The sequence below is a fragment of the Bacillus sp. AY3-1 genome (assembly GCF_008368785.1).
Taxonomy (GTDB): domain Bacteria; phylum Bacillota; class Bacilli; order Bacillales; family Bacillaceae_G; genus Bacillus_A; species Bacillus_A wiedmannii.
This window is the reverse complement of record NZ_QORZ01000017.1, coordinates 583,368-602,193: the sequence shown is the minus strand read 5'-3', so window position 1 is coordinate 602,193 and position 18,826 is coordinate 583,368. Positions and strand designations below refer to the sequence as shown.

Genomic DNA, 18,826 nt, shown 5'->3' with positions numbered 1-18,826 from the left:
TTTTAAATATGTTTTAGGAGTGTTTCCACAAACTTTTCTAAATAGCGCTGATCTACTTCATCAAAACGATTTTTTTCAGGGCTATCAATATCAAGTACACCGATGATAGTTCCTTCTTTCACGATCGGTACAACGATTTCTGAATTCGAAGCACTGTCGCAAGCGATATGTCCTGGAAATTGGTGAACGTCTGCTACAAGCTGCGTTGTTTTTGTTTCAGCTGCAACGCCGCAAACGCCTCGTCCAAATGGAATGCGCACGCAAGCAGGCATTCCTTGGAAAGGTCCAAGAACAAGCTGATTTCCGTCTGTTACATAAAAGCCAACCCAATTCACACGATCTAAAAATTGATTTAATAATGCGGACGCATTTGATAAGTTTGCGACTAAGTTCGGTTCGCCAGTTAATAATGCATCCAGTTGTTTAATTACTGTCTCGTATTGCTCTTCACGAGAACCTGCATAACTTTCTTTTGTAAACATGGAAACAACTCCCTTTTTATCGAGATGTGTAAAATATTAGCAAAATACGATGTATTTCACATGACTTTGTCGATAGAAAATTAAAGGAATTTGTCTTAAAAGTCAAGAAATTTAAACTATAGCTGTTCAGTGAGAGGAAGTGAGCGCATGAAACAGACGAAACAAAAAGTAATTGATGCGGCAATATCGTTGTTTAACACGAAAGGTTATGATGGAACGTCGGTGCGAGAAATTGCAAAGCGAGCGGATGTGAATGTAGCGAATATTTCATATTATTTTGCTGGAAAGCAAGGTTTATTAGAACAGCTTATTACTGACTTTTTAGAAGGATATATTCATGTGATTGAAATGTCGTTCGAACAGAGAGAATATTTGTCGGCTAAAGATGTGATGGTGCAAATGGTGCGCGAGATTTTACGATATCAATTTGAAAATAGGGAACTGACACGTTTCTTCTACCGAGAGCTTTCACTTGATACGACATTAATTCGCGAAGTGATGACCATTTACTTTTCTAAAGAAAGATATTATATAGAGCAAATGATTAGACAGGGACAAATGAAGCAAGAGTTTAAAAAGGTATCTTTTACAATGTTTATGACGCAATTAAAAGGCATGATGAATATGCCGTTTTTATATCCACAATATATATCAGAAGTGCTGCATTCTTTTCCGTCTGAGACATTTTTCATAGAAATGTACACGAAAGAAATTGAACAATGGATGGAGCAAACATTATGTATAACGAATATGTACTATGAATTGCCAAGAGCTGTTCATATGTGAAAAATCCCCACCTAACGGACTGAGGTGGGGATTTTTGTGCTTTCTTTCCTTTGCCATACATTGTTGCATAATAGCGCGATAATTGTTAATGAGGCTCCGGCAATTTCAATTTTGTCGACTGTATAACCTCGAAAGATGGAACCGATAAGTGCAAGTACAGGAACTAGATTCATAAATAATATGCCGTTAATAGATGAAATATAGCGATTTCCTGTGTTCCAGCAAAATACAGCGATAACACCTGCAACAATCGACATATACAAGAGTTCAAAACGAACGCTCATAATGGTACGAAGTGACGGCATAGTAACGATGTTTGTGTACGTGAAGAAAGTGACAATAACGATGAGTGAAATGGAGCCGAATAAACAAGTTAACGTCGTATATCGAAGTGGTGACCAAGATTGAAAACGAGCACCACCGTTCGTGTAAATGACCCAGCAAGTAACGCCGCATAGCATAAGTATATTTGTTGAGAGATGACTGGCAGCTCCAAATAATAAGTGAATATTTCCTTTTGAAATGACGAGCATAACACCGAGCAATGCAACGAACATACAAAGGAATGTGTAGTTTTGTGGGCGTTTGTTTTTTGTTATCCACTGCAATAATAAAGCGATGAGTGGCATAAGAGACTGAATCATCGCAGCATGAATGGCCCCAGAAGGCCCAGCAAGTTGTTGGCCGTAAAAAATGAGAAAACCATATCCAGCGAAACCGACTGTTCCGTAAAAGAATAACGAAAGTGTTCTTTTCTCTAAGCGGAGTGAAGTTTTTCCTTCAGTAATGAATAGCAAAATAAGAAAAATAATAGCTGCTGATCCGTATCGGATAGTTGTGAAGAAGAACGGATCAATAAACTGCAGGGCATTTGCCATGACAGGAAACATAAATCCCCAAGCCGTTACGGCAAGTAAGCATAGGAGGGATCCGAGTAGCATTTGTTTTTTGTCCAAGAGTATCTTTCCCCTTTACATTTCGTTATAGTAAGTTGATGAAATAAGTATAAAGAGTAATTGTTTATAGAAGGAAATATCGATTTTTTATGACAGTTATAACTTTTTGTTAGAGGTGTGTACGATGGATTTAGAAGCAGTACGATCGTTTATTGAAGTAAAGAATACGCGAAGTTTATCAAAGGCGAGTAAGCTTTTACATATTTCTCAACCGGCGCTTAGTAAACAAATTCAAAGGTTAGAAGCGGATTTAGAGGTTACTTTACTGAAGCGTTCCGCGCAAGGAGTGGAGTTAACAGAGGCTGGAGAGTTATTTATAACAAGAATGTTACCGATTTTGGAACACATATATGAAGTGAAAGCCGAAATGAAGAATTTTCAAGAGAAGCAGAAAATTTCTATAGGCATATTGCCAAGTTTAGCAGCGCATTATATATCAAAATATAAGGATGTATTAGGTGGAGGATTCGAAGTAGAATGGAAAATTGAGCATACGAAAGTACTAATGGGACTCTTTAAAGAGCGGAAGATTGAAGCGATGTTCGTTGATTCAGTAGTAGAAGACGTTACGTGTGTAAAAGAAGTGCGAGAAGAAAAAGTTGTTTGTGTCGTTTCAAATGATCATCTTTATAAAGAGAAAACAGTAATTCGAATGGAAGATTTGCAAAATGAAAAGTTAATCGTATATCCAGAAATTTGTGATGTAAGAAAAATGATTACGAATATGTTTCATGGGATAGGTGCAAAACCAATCATTGCATTTGAAACTTCTTATGCAGAACCGATGCTTGCGATGGTCGGTGCCGGACTTGGTATTACGTTACTTCCAGAAATGTCAGTAGAGCAAGCGGTAAAGCAAGGAAATGTGCATGCGATTTCTATTGAGCCACCACTTGTGCGCAAAATTTATTTCGCATCTCATATGGAAGAGTACCTATTATTACAATCATTTGACGATGAGAGGTAATCCAAACCGAATATTGAGAAAGATTACAATTGCATTGAAAGAAACATGAAATTTTAAAAAAAACTAGGTCAAAAACATGCCATTACATGGTATGATTAGTACATTGTTAGTTGTTAAATATAGGGGAATTCCCTTTTTATACATAATGCCTTCCATTTCATAAACGGAACGGACTAAAAAAGAGATATAACTAGGAGGCTTTTTTGCATGGATTCTATCCTGACGATCGTTATCATTGTAGTAAGCTCTATTCTAGTGCTGCTCATGATAGAGCTTGTGATAAGAAATCGTTCATATAAAGATATTGAAGCACTGGAGCAGTGGAAACAAGAGATAAAAGATAAGCCTGTGGCAGATGAACTCAAACGGGTGAAAGACTTAAATATGACAGGTCAAACAGAAGAACTGTTTGGTAAATGGCGTGAAGAATGGGATGAGATTGTATCAACAACCCTTCCGAAAGCAGACAAAGATTTAGCGCAAGCGCGAAAATTCGCCTCGCAATTCTCCTTCCGAAAAGCAAAGCATGCGATGAATGAATCCATAAGTGGTTTAGATGACGCTGATAATCGTATTACAGACATTTTAAATGAATTACAGCAATTGTTAGAAAGCCATGAAAAAAATAGCTCGGAAATTGAAGGGTTACGTGATACATATCGTAGTATGAAGAAGAGTGTTCTTGCTCATAGGCATATGTATGGAGCAGCAGAGCAGAAAATCGAAGAAATGCTAGACGCTGAATCTAATAAGTTTAAAAGCTTTGAAGAGGCAACAGATAATGGCGACTACTTAAAAGCGAGAGAAATTGTTATTAGTTTAGAAGAAGGTTTAGCAAACTTAGAAATCATTATTCACCAAATTCCAGATTTACTGGTAGAGTGTCAAGCGACGTTACCAGTTCAGTTGGAAGATTTATTACACGGACATAATGATATGGTAAGACAAGGTTATGTATTAGAGTATTTGGAAGTCCCTAAAGAAGTTCGTGATATGACGACACAACTACAAACATGTTTAATGGATATACAGGAGCTGCATATAACGGAAGCAGCTGAAAAAGTAGAAAACTTAAAAACACGTTTAGATGGCTTCTATGATCAACTGGAGCAAGAGGTGCATGCGAGACATTATGTGGAGCAAAAAACACTTTCTGTTTATGAAGACTTAGAAGAAATCCGCACTGAAACGATCGAAACAAAAGCAGAAACACAACTTGTGAAACAAAGTTATCAGTTACAAGATAAGGACATTGAGTCTCAAAAAGTAATTGAAAAGCAAATGCACATTTTAACGAAACGTTTTGAAATGCTGCAATTACGCGTTGCTGAACAAGATATTGCCTTTTCTATTATTCGTGAGGAACTAGAAGAGGTTTATGAGCAATGTGAAACGTTAAAAGTACTTCATGCAGAATATAAAGAAATGCTGCAAACGATGCGTAAAGAAGAATTTGAAGCGCGTGAGAAGTTACAAGAAATGCGAAATATCATTTTTGAAACGAAACGTTTTATGCAAAAGTCGAATTTGCCAGGTCTTCCAGAAAGCATTATGGAAGATTTACAAAGAGGACAAATGGCAATGCAAGCTGTATATGAACAGTTAGAAGTGAAACCGTTAAATATGAACGCTGTAAATAGCAGTTTAGAAGAAGCGTACACAACTGTTAATGGTGTAGCTGAAATGACAGAAGAGTTAATTGGACAAGCGTATTTAGTTGAAAAATTAATTCAATACGGTAATCGTTACCGCAGTCATGATGAGAACCTTGCAGAGAGCTTAAATTATGCGGAGAAATTATTCCGTGAATATCAATACGATGCAGCTTTAGAACAAGCGGCTTCTGTACTAGAGCAACTTGAACCTGGCGTTGTTCAAAAAATAGCTGAATATGTAGACAATGAACAAACCCTTTCATAAGGGTTTGTTTTTTTGTGTAATTTTGGGGACGATGTTGCTATAATGAATAGCGGAATACAGTAAGGTTATTCGTTTTAAAATATAGTGAAACTGTAGTCAGTAGGGTCATCCTAGCTAATTATCGGCCTTCACAATCGGGATAAAATGGAACCTTTGAGTAGTCTTAGCGTAATTACACGTATTTGTGATATGATTATATGATGTGATAGCGCTGAAAGGGGAAGAACGATGATCTATTTTGATAATAGTGCGACGACGAAACCATATCCAGAAGCCCTTCAATCGTACGTAACGGTTGCTGGAAAATATTTTGGAAACCCTTCTTCTATTCATTCGCTTGGGGGAGAGGCAGAGCGTCTATTAACACAATCAAGAACGATTGCAGCGCAGCTTCTTCACGTTAAACCTTCTGAGATTATTTTCACATCAGGTGGAACGGAAGGGAATAACCTTGCGATTAAAGGAATAGCGATGAGGAATCGTTCGCGCGGTAAACATATCATTACAACAAATATTGAACACGCGTCTGTGTTTGAAGCATATAAACAATTAGAAGATCTCGGTTTTGATGTAACATATTTACCGGTTAATGAGCATGGTGTTGTATCGGTAGAGGATGTAAAACGAGCACTTCGTGAAGATACGATTCTTGTGTCAATTATTCACGTGAACAACGAGACTGGAGCAATTCAGCCTGTTGTTGAAATTGGAACGTTATTATCGAACTATCCGAAAATAAGATTCCATGTGGACCATGTGCAAGGGATAGGAAAAGTACCGCTTGATTTATATGCTTCTCATATTGATCTTTGCTCAATATCTGGACATAAATTCCACAGTGTAAAAGGAACGGGTCTACTTTATGTGCGTGATGGCGTAAGGTTAGATCCAATTTTATCAGGTGGTCAACAAGAGCTTAAGTATCGCTCTGGTACAGAAAACTTACCTGGCATTGTAGCGATGGTGAAAGCACTTCGCATGACAATGGAACAAGTGAAAGAAAAGATAGCTCATTTGCACAATTTACAAACAGAGCTTGTCCGTTTCTTGAAAGAGATGGAAGATGTAACGATTAATACGTCGCTTGCATATGCAGCACCGCACATTTTAAATGTGTCATTTGTTGGTTTAAAACCGGAAGTGGTCGTTCATGCTTTAGAAGAGCACGGTGTATATGTATCGACGAAGTCTGCTTGTTCTTCAAAAGCAAATGAAGTGAGCAGAGTGTTAGTGGCAATGGGAGTACCCCATGCCGCTGCTGCAAGTGCTATTCGCATTAGTTTGGCACCAGAAAACACGATGGAAGAAGTAAAACAATTTGAAGGTATTGTGAAAGAGACGATGCCAAAATTATATGAAGTGATGAGGTAAAGGAATATGATGACATATGAATATATTTTAGTTCGTTATGGAGAGATGACGACTAAAGGTAAAAACCGCTCTAAATTTGTAAGCACATTGAAAGATAACGTAAAGTTCAAACTGAAAAAGTTCCCAAATATTAAAATCGATGCAACGCATGACCGTATGTACATTCAATTAAATGGGGAAGACCATGAAGCAATTTCTGAAAGATTGAAAGATGTATTCGGTATTCATAAGTTTAACTTAGCGATGAAAGTACCATCAGAATTAGAAGATATTAAAAAGGGTGCATTAGCAGCTTTCTTACAAGTAAAAGATGATGTGAAAACATTTAAAATTACAGTGCACCGTTCTGATAAGCGCTTCCCAATGAAGACGATGGAGTTACTTCCAGAAATCGGTGGACACATTTTAGAAAATACAGAGGATATCACAGTAGATGTTCATAATCCAGATGTGAATGTACGTATAGAAATTCGCAGTGGTTACAGCTATATTATGTGTGGTGAGCATATGGGAGCTGGTGGTTTACCAGTTGGCGTTGGCGGAAAAGTAATGGTACTTCTTTCTGGTGGTATCGATAGCCCAGTAGCAACGTACTTAACGATGAAACGCGGCGTGTCTGTGGAAGCAGTTCATTTCCATAGCCCACCTTTCACAAGCGAGCGTGCAAAACAAAAAGTAATCGATTTAGCACAAGAGTTAACGAAGTACTGTAAACGTGTAACGCTTCACCTTGTTCCATTTACAGAAGTGCAAAAAACGATTAATAAAGAAATTCCATCTAGCTATTCAATGACAGTTATGCGCCGTATGATGATGCGTATTACAGAGCGTATCGCAGAGGAGCGTAATGCACTTGCAATTACGACTGGTGAAAGTCTTGGACAAGTAGCAAGCCAAACGTTAGATAGTATGCATACAATCAACGAGGTAACAAACTATCCGGTTATTCGTCCACTTATTACGATGGATAAATTAGAAATTATTAAAATCGCTGAAGAAATCGGCACATATGATATTTCAATTCGTCCGTACGAAGATTGCTGTACAGTATTCACACCAGCAAGCCCATCGACGAAGCCGAAGCGTGAAAAAGCGAATCGTTTTGAAGCGAAATACGATTTCACACCATTAATCGATGAAGCTGTAGCGAACAAAGAAACAATGGTATTACAAACGGTAGAAGTAGTGGCGGAAGAAGACAAATTCGAAGAACTTTTCTAAAACCATAAATTACCATATCTAAAACGTGTATGAAGTCATGTTATTTATCACACTCTATACTCACAAGGAGGTGATATAACATGTCACGTAGCACAAATAAATTAGCGGTTCCTGGTGCTGAATCAGCATTAGACCAAATGAAATACGAAATCGCTCAAGAGTTTGGTGTTCAACTTGGAGCAGATGCAACAGCTCGCGCTAACGGTTCTGTTGGTGGTGAAATCACTAAACGTCTAGTTTCACTAGCTGAGCAACAATTAGGTGGTTACCAAAAATAATCCCATATAAGATGGCTTAGAAAGAGCGGGTTTTCCCGCTCTTTCTTTTTGTTGTTTGCATCGGTATACATTCATTTCGACATAGACATAAAAAATTTGTCAAAAGAAGAGGGTTCAAAATTAACTGAAAATTCTTTATTATATAAGGGAGGCATAGAAATGGAGGAGGATATTGTATGAAGAGAGAGGAATTGTTGGCGCCACCGTCCTATAATTTAGTTTCTGAAATAGAGAAATATACAGGTGATAAAGATAAGCTTGCTTTAATTTGGCAAGATGATAAAGGGAATAGACGAGAAGTTACATACGCTGAGCTTATGAAAGGTGCGAATAAAATTGGGAACGCTTTTATAAAGAGTGGTCTGCAAAAAGGGGACAAGCTCCTCATTATGATGCCGCGCTTAATTGAAGCGTACATGACGTATATCGCTGCGATTAAAGCAGGATTTGTCGTAATTCCGAGTTCGGAAATGTTGCGCAAAAAGGATATAGAATATCGCATTGGGCACGGGGAAGTAAAAGCAATCGTAAGTTATGAGCCGTACATTGGGCAGTTTGATGATATAGAAGCGATGGAATCTCTTCAAAAATTCGTTCTGAGCGAGCAGTCAGTAGATGGATGGATTAATTTAAAAACAGCGTTAGAAACAGAAAGTGACATGTTAGAAATGGCGAAGACTGATAAAGAAGATATGGTCTTTTTATCTTACACGTCAGGAACGACAGGAAACCCAAAAGGTGTTGTTCATACGCATGCGTGGGCATACGCTCATTTGCGCACGAGCGCTCCAAATTGGCTCGGAATTGAAGAGGATGATGTTGTATGGGCGACGGCTAGTCCAGGTTGGCAAAAGTGGATTTGGAGCCCGTTTTTAGCAACTCTCGGATCAGGAGCGACAGGATTTGTATACAACGGTAAATTTGAACCAAAAACGTATTTAAACTTATTAGGTGATAATAAGGTGAATGTGCTTTGTTGTACGCCGACTGAGTATAGATTAATGGCAAAAGTAGAAGACTTAAGTGAGTACAATTTAGAAGCGTTACATAGCGCTGTATCCGCAGGTGAGCCATTAAATAGAGAAGTCATTGAAACGTTCCAAAAGCACTTTAATATTACAGTAAGAGACGGCTACGGGCAAACGGAAAATACATTGCTTGTTGGTGTAATGAAAGGGATGGATATTAGACCGGGATCAATGGGAAAACCAACGCCAGGCAACCACGTTGATATTGTAGATGAAGAAGGTATTCCGGTACAGGTAGGAGAAGTTGGTGATATCGCAGTTCACATTGAAACGCCAGCCCTCTTTAAACAATATTATAAAGACGATGAGCGCACAGCAATGCAATTCCGCGGTGATTATTATATTACCGGTGATAAAGCGAAGAAAGATGAAGACGGCTATTTCTGGTTTGAAGGGCGCGGTGATGATATTATTATTAGCTCTGGTTATACAATTGGGCCGTTTGAAGTAGAAGATGCGCTCGTAAAACATCCTTATGTAAGAGAGTGTGCGGTTGTCGCAAGCCCTGATGAAATTCGCGGAAGTGTCGTGAAGGCATTTATCGTATTAAGAGAGAATATAGACAAGAATGAAGAAACATTAATTCCAGTACTCCAACAACACGTCAAAGAACTCACTGCACCATATAAATACCCTCGCAAAATTGAATTTGTAGATGAACTACCAAAAACGATTTCCGGAAAAATTCGCCGTATTGAGCTTAGAAAACAAGAGATGGAGATTCCGTCAAAATAATTTTAAAAACAGTGAAGGAAATAGTTGAATGAAATGCCAAACAATGATAATATAAAAACGAACATAAGTTCGATTTTTATAAACTTAAAAAAGAGGTGTCCGTATGATTTTAGGTATTAATCCGTACTTAGTTTTAGATGGTAGTGGGCAAGAGGCTGTACAGTTTTATAAAGAGGCGTTAGACGCAAAAGTAGAAATCATGCAAACTTTTGGTGACATGCCTGAAAATCCAGAATACCCGATTCCAGCTGAAGCAAAAGAGCGCGTTTTACATGCTACTTTAAAAGTTGGTAATACGGACCTTATGATTTCTGATACATTCCCAGGTCAAGGGCATGCAATCGGATCTCAAGTAACAATTGCAATTCAAATTAGTAATGCAGAAAAAGCGAAAGAAGTATTCGAAAAGTTACAAGAAGGTGGAGAAGTTATTATGCCACTTCAAGAAACGTTCTGGAGCCCAGCATACGGACAACTTAAAGATAAATTTAGCATTGAATGGCAAATCACAACGAACCCTACTGAACAAAAGTAATTTTTAGAAAAGCACCATTTTTAATCGAAATGGTGCTTTTTTTATACGCTCTAATTTCGTAGACTAAAGGGAAAAGGGGGATGAGCATATGGGAGAAATTTGGTATGGCGGCACCATTTACACGATGCGAGAAGAGAATGAAAAAGTAGAAGCTATTTATGTTGAAAAGGGCATGATCGTTGATGCCGGGAGTAAGGAAGAACTAGAAAGCAAATATTCAGACGTGAAGTTGTGCGACTTAAAAGGGAAAACGATGATTCCAGGTCTCGTTGATAGTCATATGCATCTTATTGGTCATGGAGAGAGATTACTCCGTTTAGATTTATCAAACTGTACATCTTATAGCGAAGTGCTGACTCTCGTGCGGGAGCGAGTGGAAGAAGCTCCAAAGGGCTCTTGGATTATTGGAGAAGGCTGGAATGAAAATAACTTTACAGATACAAAACAAGTTCACGTACGTGATTTAGATGAAATTTCTACAGAACATCCAATTTTATTAAAGCGGGTTTGTCGCCACGTTACATGGGTGAACTCATACATATTGCAAGAAGCGAACATAACAGAAATGACGCAAGACCCGAAAGGCGGGAAAATTGGCCGGGACGCATTGAATAATGTAACAGGGCTTTTATATGAACAAGGACAAGAACTAATAAAACATGTTCAGCCTGAAATTGATGAAGCCTACTTACAAAGAGCTCTGCAAACAGCGATTAAAGATTGCTGGCAATACGGACTCGTCGGTGGGCATACGGAAGATTTAAATTATTACGGTGGTTTTAGAAAAACGCACAATGCGTTTTCTCATGTTATAAAAGAAATGTCATTTAAAGCACATTTGCTCGTTCACCATGAAGTAGCACATGAACGAAAAGAATATGAAAATGAGCACTATATTGAATTTGGTGCGATGAAAATTTTTTCTGATGGCTCTTTTGGCGGAAGAACAGCTTTATTAAGTGAACCGTATGAAGATGCGCAGGAAACAAATGGAGTTGCAATCTTCTCACGTGAAGAGCTTGCGGAGTTAGTGAAAAAAGCACGTGATTTCCATATGCCAGTTGCGATTCATACAATCGGTGATTTATCGCTTGAATATGTCATTGATGCACTTGAATTATATCCACCAGCAGAAGGTTTTCGCGATCGTATTATTCATTGTCAGTTAGCTCGTGAAGAGTTGATTGAGAGAATGCAACACTTGCCGGCTATTATCGATATTCAGCCCGTCTTTGTGTCATCGGACTTCCCATCAGTCATTGAAAAACTAGGCGAGCATCGTCTTCGATATGCATATGCTTGGAAGACGTTACTAGAAGCGGGATTACACTGCAACGGTGGGTCTGACGCGCCAATTGAACAAGTGAATCCGTTTTTAGGCATATATAGCGCTGTTACACGCAGAAGTTTTATTGACGGTTTATGCTATATGCCAGAGGAAAGATTAACGGTATATGAGGCTGTCTCTTTATTTACGACAGGAAGTGCCTATGCAATTGGAAAAGAAGCGAAGAGAGGACAAATTACAAAAGGATATGAAGCGGACTTTACGATATTAGCCCGCAATATTTTTGAAATAGAAGCACAAGAAATAAAAGAATTACAAGCAGAAATGACTGTAATTGATGGGGAGATTGTTTATAGAAAAGATGTCTAAAAGTTTGAGGAAACGGCCTGAAAATACATTTTGGTGTTGCTTCCTCTTTTTAGATAGGTTGATGATATTGTTAATTTTTGTCGGTAAATTGATATATTCGAAAAATCGTTGATATAATTTCATATACTGTTGTCCTGTTCCAAAATATTTTGTGAAACAGCGTTAAGTTGCATGTGATAAATAAATAACCCTCGAATTATGGAAATCCCATAATTCGAGGGTTATTTGATTACTATAAAAACGTTCTCTGCACTTTTTCCCAGAAGGAATTGTTTTTCAATTTAACTGTTTTAATTTGTTTATCGCTTAAGCGTACAACAGCTTTTTCTACTTGCTTAATGCTAAGCGCTTCATTATCCAGACCGATAACAGGATAATCGTTACCGTCTGGTTTTAGTTTTAAAGTTAATGTACGTTCGTGATTTAAAATGAATGGTGAACCGAGCGTACGGTATGTGTTGTTATTTAATGATGCTAGTTCGCTTACTTGGAAGCACGGAATAAGTGGGTCAACAACCGCGCCATGTAATGATTTATTGTAAGCTGTACTTCCTGTTGGGGTAGAAACAACTAAACCGTCCCCTCTAAATGTTTCGAAATATAGATCATCAACGTGAACATCTACAACGAATGTTTTAATGATACTAGAACGTAATGAGAACTCATTTAAACAATAGAAAGATGTACTGTGATCTACATCTACCTGAATTGTTGGATATTTACGCACTTCAATTTCATTTTTTGTAATTTCTTGAAGGGCTGTATCAACGTGATCAATATGGAAATCGCAGTAGAAAGAAATCTCATCTTTCGTAGAAATCCCTGCGTATAAGCAATCTTCTCTAAAACCAGTTTTACGAACGGCTTGTAAGAAAGTTGCATCATCTCCAACACTGACGATAGCGTTTGCATTTTTTGGATGATCTAATATGGTAAATCCATTCTCTTCTAAAATACGATAGATTGGTTTCATTTTTTCAACGAGCGTTGCTTTGTCATCACCATAAAAGAAAAATAAATTGCGACGATCTGCCATTATGTATCCCTCCACTGCAGTTAAATTTTCTGTTCTTTGTGCTACATATCACCCAAATACATTTTTGAAGATATGTTCAAATAATATATTTCGATATAAAATGTCAAAATACCTTTTTATTTTTAGAAAAATTTTTATTTTCAATCTTACGAAACGCTGTTTAACGATGAATAAACTTGTCGATAATGGGTACGGAGTGAAAGGATGATACGTATGAAGTGGCTTGTAATTGGAATAATAATTCTTCTCCTTGTTATTTTGCTTATACTATTGTCGAAAATAAAGCTTAAAGTGACATTTTTATATTCAGAAACGGAAAAGCAATGTTTGTTTCAAGTGAAAATATGGATGATTCGATATACGTTTGACGTATTGGAAAGAATTGAAAAACAGCAGAAAAAGACAGGAGAGAAAATCGAAAAAGCTGAAGAAGACGGCGGAATTGATAATAAAATTATGGCACAACTTGATAGTATAGGGGAACTGATAAAAAAGCTGCAAGAAGTTCATACTATCGTTAAAGATTTTCTCAAACGAGTAAAAATCAATGGTTGGAAATGGCACACCCAAATTGGAGCAGGTGATGCAGCTAGTACTGGAATTGTCACTGGATATGCATGGGGGACAAAAGGAATGGCTGCTGGAGTTGTAGGACAATATATGCATATTGTTGACGTACCAGAATTTGAAATCACCCCTGTTTTTCAAGGGAAAGGATTTGCATCAAGATGTGAGTTAACAGCATCTTTTCGTATATTTCGTGCTATAAAAACGGGTATCAAATTACTCACGTTTATGAGAAGACAAAGATCTGGTACGAATGAAAAATCAGTTCAAGCATAGGGGGGATATAAAGTGGACCATCCAATTCAAGGTTTAATGACAACCGCAATGCAGCATTTAAAACAAATGACTGATGTAAATACAATTGTTGGTGATCCGATTAAAGCGGCAGATGGAAGTGTAATTCTTACCGTTTCAAAAGTTAGTTTCGGATTCGCTGCTGGCGGAAGTGAATTTGGTAAAGTAGAACATTCAGGCCGTCATCCATTTGGCGGGGGAAGTGGTGGAGGAGTTTCTATTAATCCTGTTGCTTTTCTTGTAATAAATGGAGAAGGTGTAAAAGTGTTGCATTTAGATAAGCAAACACACGTCATCGATAAAATAATTGAATTAGCACCACAAGCTGTTGATAAAGTGAAAGAAATGATGGATAAACGAAAAGAAGACGATCCTGAATTCCAAATTTAACAAATAAAGAAGCTAATCAATGGATTAGCTTCTTTAATTTTTTTGTAAATAAAGCGATTTTATTTGCATTATCGATAGGGACAAACTATCATTTACATTGTACATATTTTGTTTAAATAAGGGAGGATTTTCAAGTGGCAAACGTAACTTTTAAAGGTAACCCAATGACTTTAGTTGGAACAGAAGTTAAAGTTGGCGATCAAGCGCCAGAATTCCAAGTATTAGCAAATGACTTATCTCCAGTAAGTTTAGAAACATACAAAGGCGAAGTAAAATTAATTAGTGTTGTACCTTCAATCGATACAGGTGTGTGTGATGCACAAACACGTCGTTTTAACCAAGATGCAGCAGGTATTGAAAACGCGAAAGTATTAACAATTAGCGCTGACTTACCATTCGCTCAAAAACGCTGGTGTGCAGCAAACGGTTTAGAAAATGTTGTTACACTTTCTGACCACCGCGATCTTTCATTCGGTGAAGCTTACGGCTTAGTAATGAAAGAGCTTCGTTTACTTGCTCGTGCAGTATTCGTAGTAGATAGCAACGACAAAGTAGTTTACGCAGAATACGTAAGCGAAGGTACAAGCCATCCAAACTATGAAGCGGCATTAGAAGCAGCTAAAGCGGCAAAATAATGAGAAAGAAATGACCTCTTATAAAGAGGTCGTTTTTTCTCATGTATTGCTGCGTAATGGTACCAATATATGAGAAAAAACGTTATATCATATATAACTTAAAGGGGAGCTCTTTGCAGGAGGTCGCTTTTTCTTTTTGGAAAAAAACACTTTGTGGTATGATATAAGTTATGTGTAAAAGAGAGAAGGAGGAATGTACGTGAGTCAGACAGTAGAAACATTATTTTCTATTTTTGATTCTTCTGCGGTAGTTTTACGTAAAGAATTAGATGTAACATATTTAGAGGCGCTTGTAGAAACAGGTGATAACTTGTTTGAAGGAGCAATTTTACAAGAGGAATTATCCGAATCAGCAATTGAAAGGCTGAATCGTGAATATAGTACGTTTAATGAAGAAACATATAAAGGTGAAGAAATTCGTAAAGCATTTCAGTTAGCCATTTTAAAAGGAATGAAAGAAGGCGTACAAGCGAATCACGAAATGACGCCTGATGCAGTTGGAATGTTCATGAGCTACTTATTCCATAAATTTATGCAAGGGCAAAACGAAATTACTGTTTTAGATCCTGCAATTGGAACAGGTAACTTAATGACTACAGTATTTAATAGCGCCAAAGAAGGACTAGCAATGAGTGGATTTGGTGTAGAAGTGGATGAAGTGTTAATTAAACTTGCTTTAGTAAATGCGAATTTACAAAAGCATGCAATCGAATTCTTCCATCAAGATGGACTAGCGCCACTTTATATCGATCCGGTTGATGCAGTCGTTTCAGACTTACCGATTGGTTATTATCCAAATGAAATCGGTGCAAGTGAATATAAGTTAAAAGCAGATGAAGGAATGTCGTATGCCCATCACCTATTTATTGAACAAAGTGTGAAACATACGAAAGAAGGCGGGTACTTATTCTTCCTAGTACCAAACTTCATTTTTGAAAGTGATCAAGCACCAAAATTACATGCATTTATTAAAGAAACATGTTTTATTCAAGGGCTATTACAGCTACCTGTTTCCATGTTTAAAAACGAGAAAAATGCAAAAAGTATATTTGTTCTCCAAAAGAAAGGTCCTAGTGTAACAATGCCAAAACAGGCGTTATTAGTGGAGTTACCTAAATTCTCCAACATGAAGGCGATGGAGAACATTATGGATCAATTAAATACTTGGTTTGCAACCCATAAATAAGGCAAGGTATATGTAACAGGGTTAGTAATTCATGTAGTACAGTTTTATATGATATGTCATATTTTTAAATATATACTAGATTAAACTGAATTTTTTTGAAATCTGTAATATATATTTTTTCTTGGTGTTACAATTTTTTCACTTGAAATATATGTCGGACGATGTTTAAATTAAAATCGTGAGTATAAAATTCACTAATGATGAAACGTTTTCATATTTAGTGAATTTGATCAGATAAAATCGAGCGGTTTGTGGACATATCCACACAACTACCAAGAGAAAAAGGGGCGAAAGACTAGATGTCAAAAATCATCGCGATTAACGCAGGAAGCTCTTCCTTGAAATTCCAATTATTTGAAATGCCAAGTGAAACAGTATTAACAAAAGGTTTAGTGGAACGTATCGGTTTAGAAGATAGTATCTTCACTATTACTGTAGATGGCGAAAAACAAAAAGAAATTACAAATATTCCAGATCATGCAGTAGCAGTAAATATGCTTCTTAAAAAATTAACTGAAAACGGAATCGTTAAGTCTCTAGATGAGATTGGCGGTATCGGTCACCGTGTTGTTCACGGCGGCGAAAAATTTGCTGACTCTGTTTTAATTACTGATGAAGTATTAGCTGATATCGAAGAGTTAAGCGATTTAGCACCACTTCATAACCCAGCAAACCTTGTTGGTATTAAAGCATTCCAAGAAGTATTACCAAACGTACCAGCAGTAGCAGTATTCGATACAGCATTCCACCAAACAATGCCGGAATCTGCATTCTTATACAGTCTACCATATGAGTACTATGAAAAATTCGGTATCCGTAAATACGGTTTCCACGGAACTTCTCATAAATACGTAACTGAGCGTGCGGCTGAATTATTAGGTCGTCCACTTGAAAGCTTAAGCTTACTTTCTTGTCACTTAGGTAACGGTGCAAGTATCGCAGCAGTAGAAGGCGGTAAATCTATCGATACTTCTATGGGCTTCACTCCACTTGCTGGTGTAACAATGGGTACACGTTCTGGTAACCTTGACCCTGCGTTAATTCCATACATCATGGAAAAAACAGGCCAAACAGTAGAAGAAGTAGTTAACGTATTAAACAAGAAGAGTGGTATGTTAGGTCTTACTGGTTACTCTAGTGACCTACGTGACATCATTGCGAAAGAAGAAGAAGGCGACCACCGTGCGAAAGTAGCACTTGATGTATTCGTAAGCCGTATCCACAAATACATCGGTTCTTACACTGCTCGTATGAAAGGTGTAGACGCAATCATCTTCACAGCTGGTGTAGGTGAAAACAGTGCAATTATTCGTGAGCGCGTATTAGAAGGCCTTGAGTACATGGGCGTATACTTTGACGTAAAACGTAATAACGTATTTGGTGAAGAAGCATTCATCAGCTTCCCACACTCTCCAGTAAAAATTATCGTAATTCCAACTGACGAAGAAGTTATGATCGCTCGTGACGTACTACGTCTTGGAGATATTGGTTAATATACTATATGAAAAGAAAGACGAGATCCTATAGGATTTCGTCTTTTTTCTTTTGTATATAATTTAAAATTCCATCTGGATATAGTACTTTCTTCTTCTGAATGAATACTGTAACGGGAATCCATTTCGCATACGATACTGTTTGCTCATCTTGTATATTCATTTTTTCCATTTCATATAGTGATGTGTCTAATAAGCGTAAAGAATATAGCTGAATGATTTCATGACCAATTCCCTCATCTAGCTGAAAGATGTTTTCTAAGCAGCCTAAATAATTGGTGATTTCCACTTCTGTATGAAGCTCTTCTTTAAATTCACGAATAACGGTATGTGCTGATTTTTCACCAAGTTCAATTGAGCCGCCAAGAGGTCGGTAATACGTTTCATCGCCTGTATGATATTCTTGTACGAGAAGGCGACCTTGATGTGTAGCAAGACCAAAAGCCTTTGCACGTGGATACATATATAATCACTCCTTATTTCTTTTGTATAAGGATGATTATAAGGCAGTGTGTAATACAAAGTATCGTGTATTTAAGCCTGCGGTCTAATCGTAATCCCATCAAATAAGTCATGCCAAAATGCTTCATTGTACTGGTATACATCCATAATAGGGCATTTTATAACGCAAATATTTTGTAATCCCCAATCTTCTTGGGCAACAGTTGGTACATCTGCAGGAAGTAGTAATAGGACAGAGAATTTATGTTTAACTATTTGAGATAAAATTTGTTCCAGAGATCGTGCTTCTTCGTATGTTCCTCCAGTTCGAATAAACAATATGGATTTTTCCATTTCAATTGTAGTTAGAAAACGAGTAATTCGATGCTCATAATTTAGCTTGATTTCTGAATAAGAAGGCCAAGAAGTTGGTGTGTTTACATCTGTTTTAAAGTCGTGACAGGAGTCGATTTCATATAGGTTGTCCCTTAGTCTTAATTTCGCATCATCATCCCAAAATGAGATAAAGGATAAGTTTTCGAAATGTAAAAAACGGTCAAATCGATTTTGTAATAATAAGTTCACTTTTCCTAATGAAGGGCTTAGCATAAAATCAATAACGCCAAAAAATGGTGATAATCCGAATTGATATAAGGCCCAAGCAGGCCAACAGTTTTGTCCTAAGCTGAATACGGCATTATATTCTTTTTTTATATTGGATAGATTCATGTGATTCATCTCATCCTTTTTGTTAATATTTTATGCCATAAAAAAATGGTATGTGAATGAAGATAGACAAGCATATTTGCAAAGAAGAAGCAGAAATATGTTACAATAGAAAAAAATCG

19 protein-coding genes are annotated in these 18,826 nt (G+C 37.2%); 14 read left to right on the top strand and 5 right to left on the bottom strand.

Features of this window, described 5'->3' with window-relative positions:
- Positions 1-2 precede the first annotated feature (2 nt).
- Positions 3-482, bottom strand: coding sequence for a GAF domain-containing protein (locus DN389_RS18675; RefSeq protein WP_098189861.1), 480 nt, complete (start codon positions 480-482; stop codon positions 3-5).
- Positions 483-629: 147 nt separating this feature from the next.
- Between DN389_RS18675 and refZ the strand changes: the two genes are divergently transcribed.
- A complete protein-coding gene (gene refZ / locus DN389_RS18670) occupies positions 630-1,268 on the top strand; it encodes a forespore capture DNA-binding protein RefZ (RefSeq protein WP_087985414.1) in 639 nt (212 codons plus the stop codon).
- Between the two features lie 11 nt (positions 1,269-1,279).
- Here refZ and DN389_RS18665 read toward each other — a convergent pair whose 3' ends face one another.
- Entirely contained in the window at positions 1,280-2,224 is a 945-nt protein-coding gene (locus tag DN389_RS18665; RefSeq protein ID WP_087985413.1) for a DMT family transporter, read from the bottom strand.
- Positions 2,225-2,348: 124 nt separating this feature from the next.
- Here DN389_RS18665 and DN389_RS18660 point away from each other — a divergent pair, with 124 nt between their 5' ends.
- The 8 genes from DN389_RS18660 to DN389_RS18625 all read left to right on the top strand — a co-directional run bounded on the left by DN389_RS18660 (position 2,349) and on the right by DN389_RS18625 (position 11,936).
- On the top strand, positions 2,349-3,191 hold the full coding sequence (locus DN389_RS18660; RefSeq protein ID WP_149237454.1) for a LysR family transcriptional regulator: 843 nt from the start codon (positions 2,349-2,351) through the stop codon (positions 3,189-3,191).
- A 207-nt stretch (positions 3,192-3,398) separates the two neighbouring features.
- Positions 3,399-5,111, top strand: a complete 1,713-nt coding sequence (gene ezrA, locus DN389_RS18655; RefSeq protein ID WP_075313138.1) for a septation ring formation regulator EzrA — start codon at positions 3,399-3,401, stop codon at positions 5,109-5,111.
- A gap of 228 nt (positions 5,112-5,339) precedes the next feature.
- Positions 5,340-6,482, top strand: a complete 1,143-nt coding sequence (locus DN389_RS18650) for a cysteine desulfurase family protein (RefSeq protein ID WP_098189858.1) — start codon at positions 5,340-5,342, stop codon at positions 6,480-6,482.
- Between the two features lie 6 nt (positions 6,483-6,488).
- Positions 6,489-7,703 carry a tRNA uracil 4-sulfurtransferase ThiI gene (gene thiI / locus DN389_RS18645; protein ID WP_060486566.1) on the top strand — a complete coding sequence of 405 codons (1,215 nt, stop codon included), beginning with the start codon at positions 6,489-6,491 and terminating at the stop codon, positions 7,701-7,703.
- Positions 7,704-7,783: 80 nt separating this feature from the next.
- Positions 7,784-7,981, top strand: a complete 198-nt coding sequence (locus DN389_RS18640) for an alpha/beta-type small acid-soluble spore protein (protein ID WP_000091640.1) — start codon at positions 7,784-7,786, stop codon at positions 7,979-7,981.
- 176 nt (positions 7,982-8,157) lie between these two features.
- Positions 8,158-9,744 (top strand): acyl-CoA synthetase MbcS, encoded by a 1,587-nt coding sequence (gene mbcS, locus DN389_RS18635; protein WP_087985410.1) that lies wholly within the window; start codon positions 8,158-8,160, stop codon positions 9,742-9,744.
- Between the two features lie 103 nt (positions 9,745-9,847).
- Positions 9,848-10,279: a VOC family protein gene (locus DN389_RS18630; RefSeq protein WP_048544430.1), complete on the top strand. Its 432-nt coding sequence runs from the start codon at positions 9,848-9,850 to the stop codon at positions 10,277-10,279.
- 88 nt (positions 10,280-10,367) lie between these two features.
- Entirely contained in the window at positions 10,368-11,936 is a 1,569-nt protein-coding gene (locus DN389_RS18625) for an amidohydrolase (protein ID WP_149237453.1), read from the top strand.
- Positions 11,937-12,168: 232 nt separating this feature from the next.
- Here the strand turns inward: DN389_RS18625 and DN389_RS18620 are convergent, their stop codons facing one another.
- Complete coding sequence (locus DN389_RS18620; protein ID WP_000785181.1) at positions 12,169-12,972, bottom strand: NAD kinase; 804 nt, start codon at positions 12,970-12,972, stop codon at positions 12,169-12,171.
- A gap of 204 nt (positions 12,973-13,176) precedes the next feature.
- Here DN389_RS18620 and DN389_RS18615 point away from each other — a divergent pair, with 204 nt between their 5' ends.
- The 5 genes from DN389_RS18615 (at position 13,177) to ackA (ending at position 17,537) form a co-directional block, all read left to right on the top strand.
- Entirely contained in the window at positions 13,177-13,815 is a 639-nt protein-coding gene (locus DN389_RS18615) for a DUF2953 domain-containing protein (protein ID WP_098189855.1), read from the top strand.
- A gap of 12 nt (positions 13,816-13,827) precedes the next feature.
- Positions 13,828-14,223, top strand: coding sequence for a GerW family sporulation protein (ytfJ, locus tag DN389_RS18610; protein WP_000350005.1), 396 nt, complete (start codon positions 13,828-13,830; stop codon positions 14,221-14,223).
- Between the two features lie 134 nt (positions 14,224-14,357).
- Positions 14,358-14,858, top strand: a complete 501-nt coding sequence (gene tpx / locus DN389_RS18605) for a thiol peroxidase (protein WP_046956210.1) — start codon at positions 14,358-14,360, stop codon at positions 14,856-14,858.
- A gap of 199 nt (positions 14,859-15,057) precedes the next feature.
- Entirely contained in the window at positions 15,058-16,044 is a 987-nt protein-coding gene (locus tag DN389_RS18600) for a class I SAM-dependent methyltransferase (protein ID WP_000084362.1), read from the top strand.
- Between the two features lie 299 nt (positions 16,045-16,343).
- On the top strand, positions 16,344-17,537 hold the full coding sequence (ackA, locus tag DN389_RS18595; RefSeq protein WP_000034572.1) for an acetate kinase: 1,194 nt from the start codon (positions 16,344-16,346) through the stop codon (positions 17,535-17,537).
- Positions 17,538-17,565: 28 nt separating this feature from the next.
- Here ackA and DN389_RS18590 read toward each other — a convergent pair whose 3' ends face one another.
- Together DN389_RS18590 and DN389_RS18585 are read right to left on the bottom strand one after the other, a co-directional pair.
- Positions 17,566-18,000: an NUDIX hydrolase gene (locus DN389_RS18590; protein ID WP_000283494.1), complete on the bottom strand. Its 435-nt coding sequence runs from the start codon at positions 17,998-18,000 to the stop codon at positions 17,566-17,568.
- Between the two features lie 71 nt (positions 18,001-18,071).
- Positions 18,072-18,707, bottom strand: a complete 636-nt coding sequence (locus tag DN389_RS18585) for a DUF1796 family putative cysteine peptidase (RefSeq protein ID WP_061673025.1) — start codon at positions 18,705-18,707, stop codon at positions 18,072-18,074.
- Between the last annotated feature and the right edge of the window lie 119 nt (positions 18,708-18,826).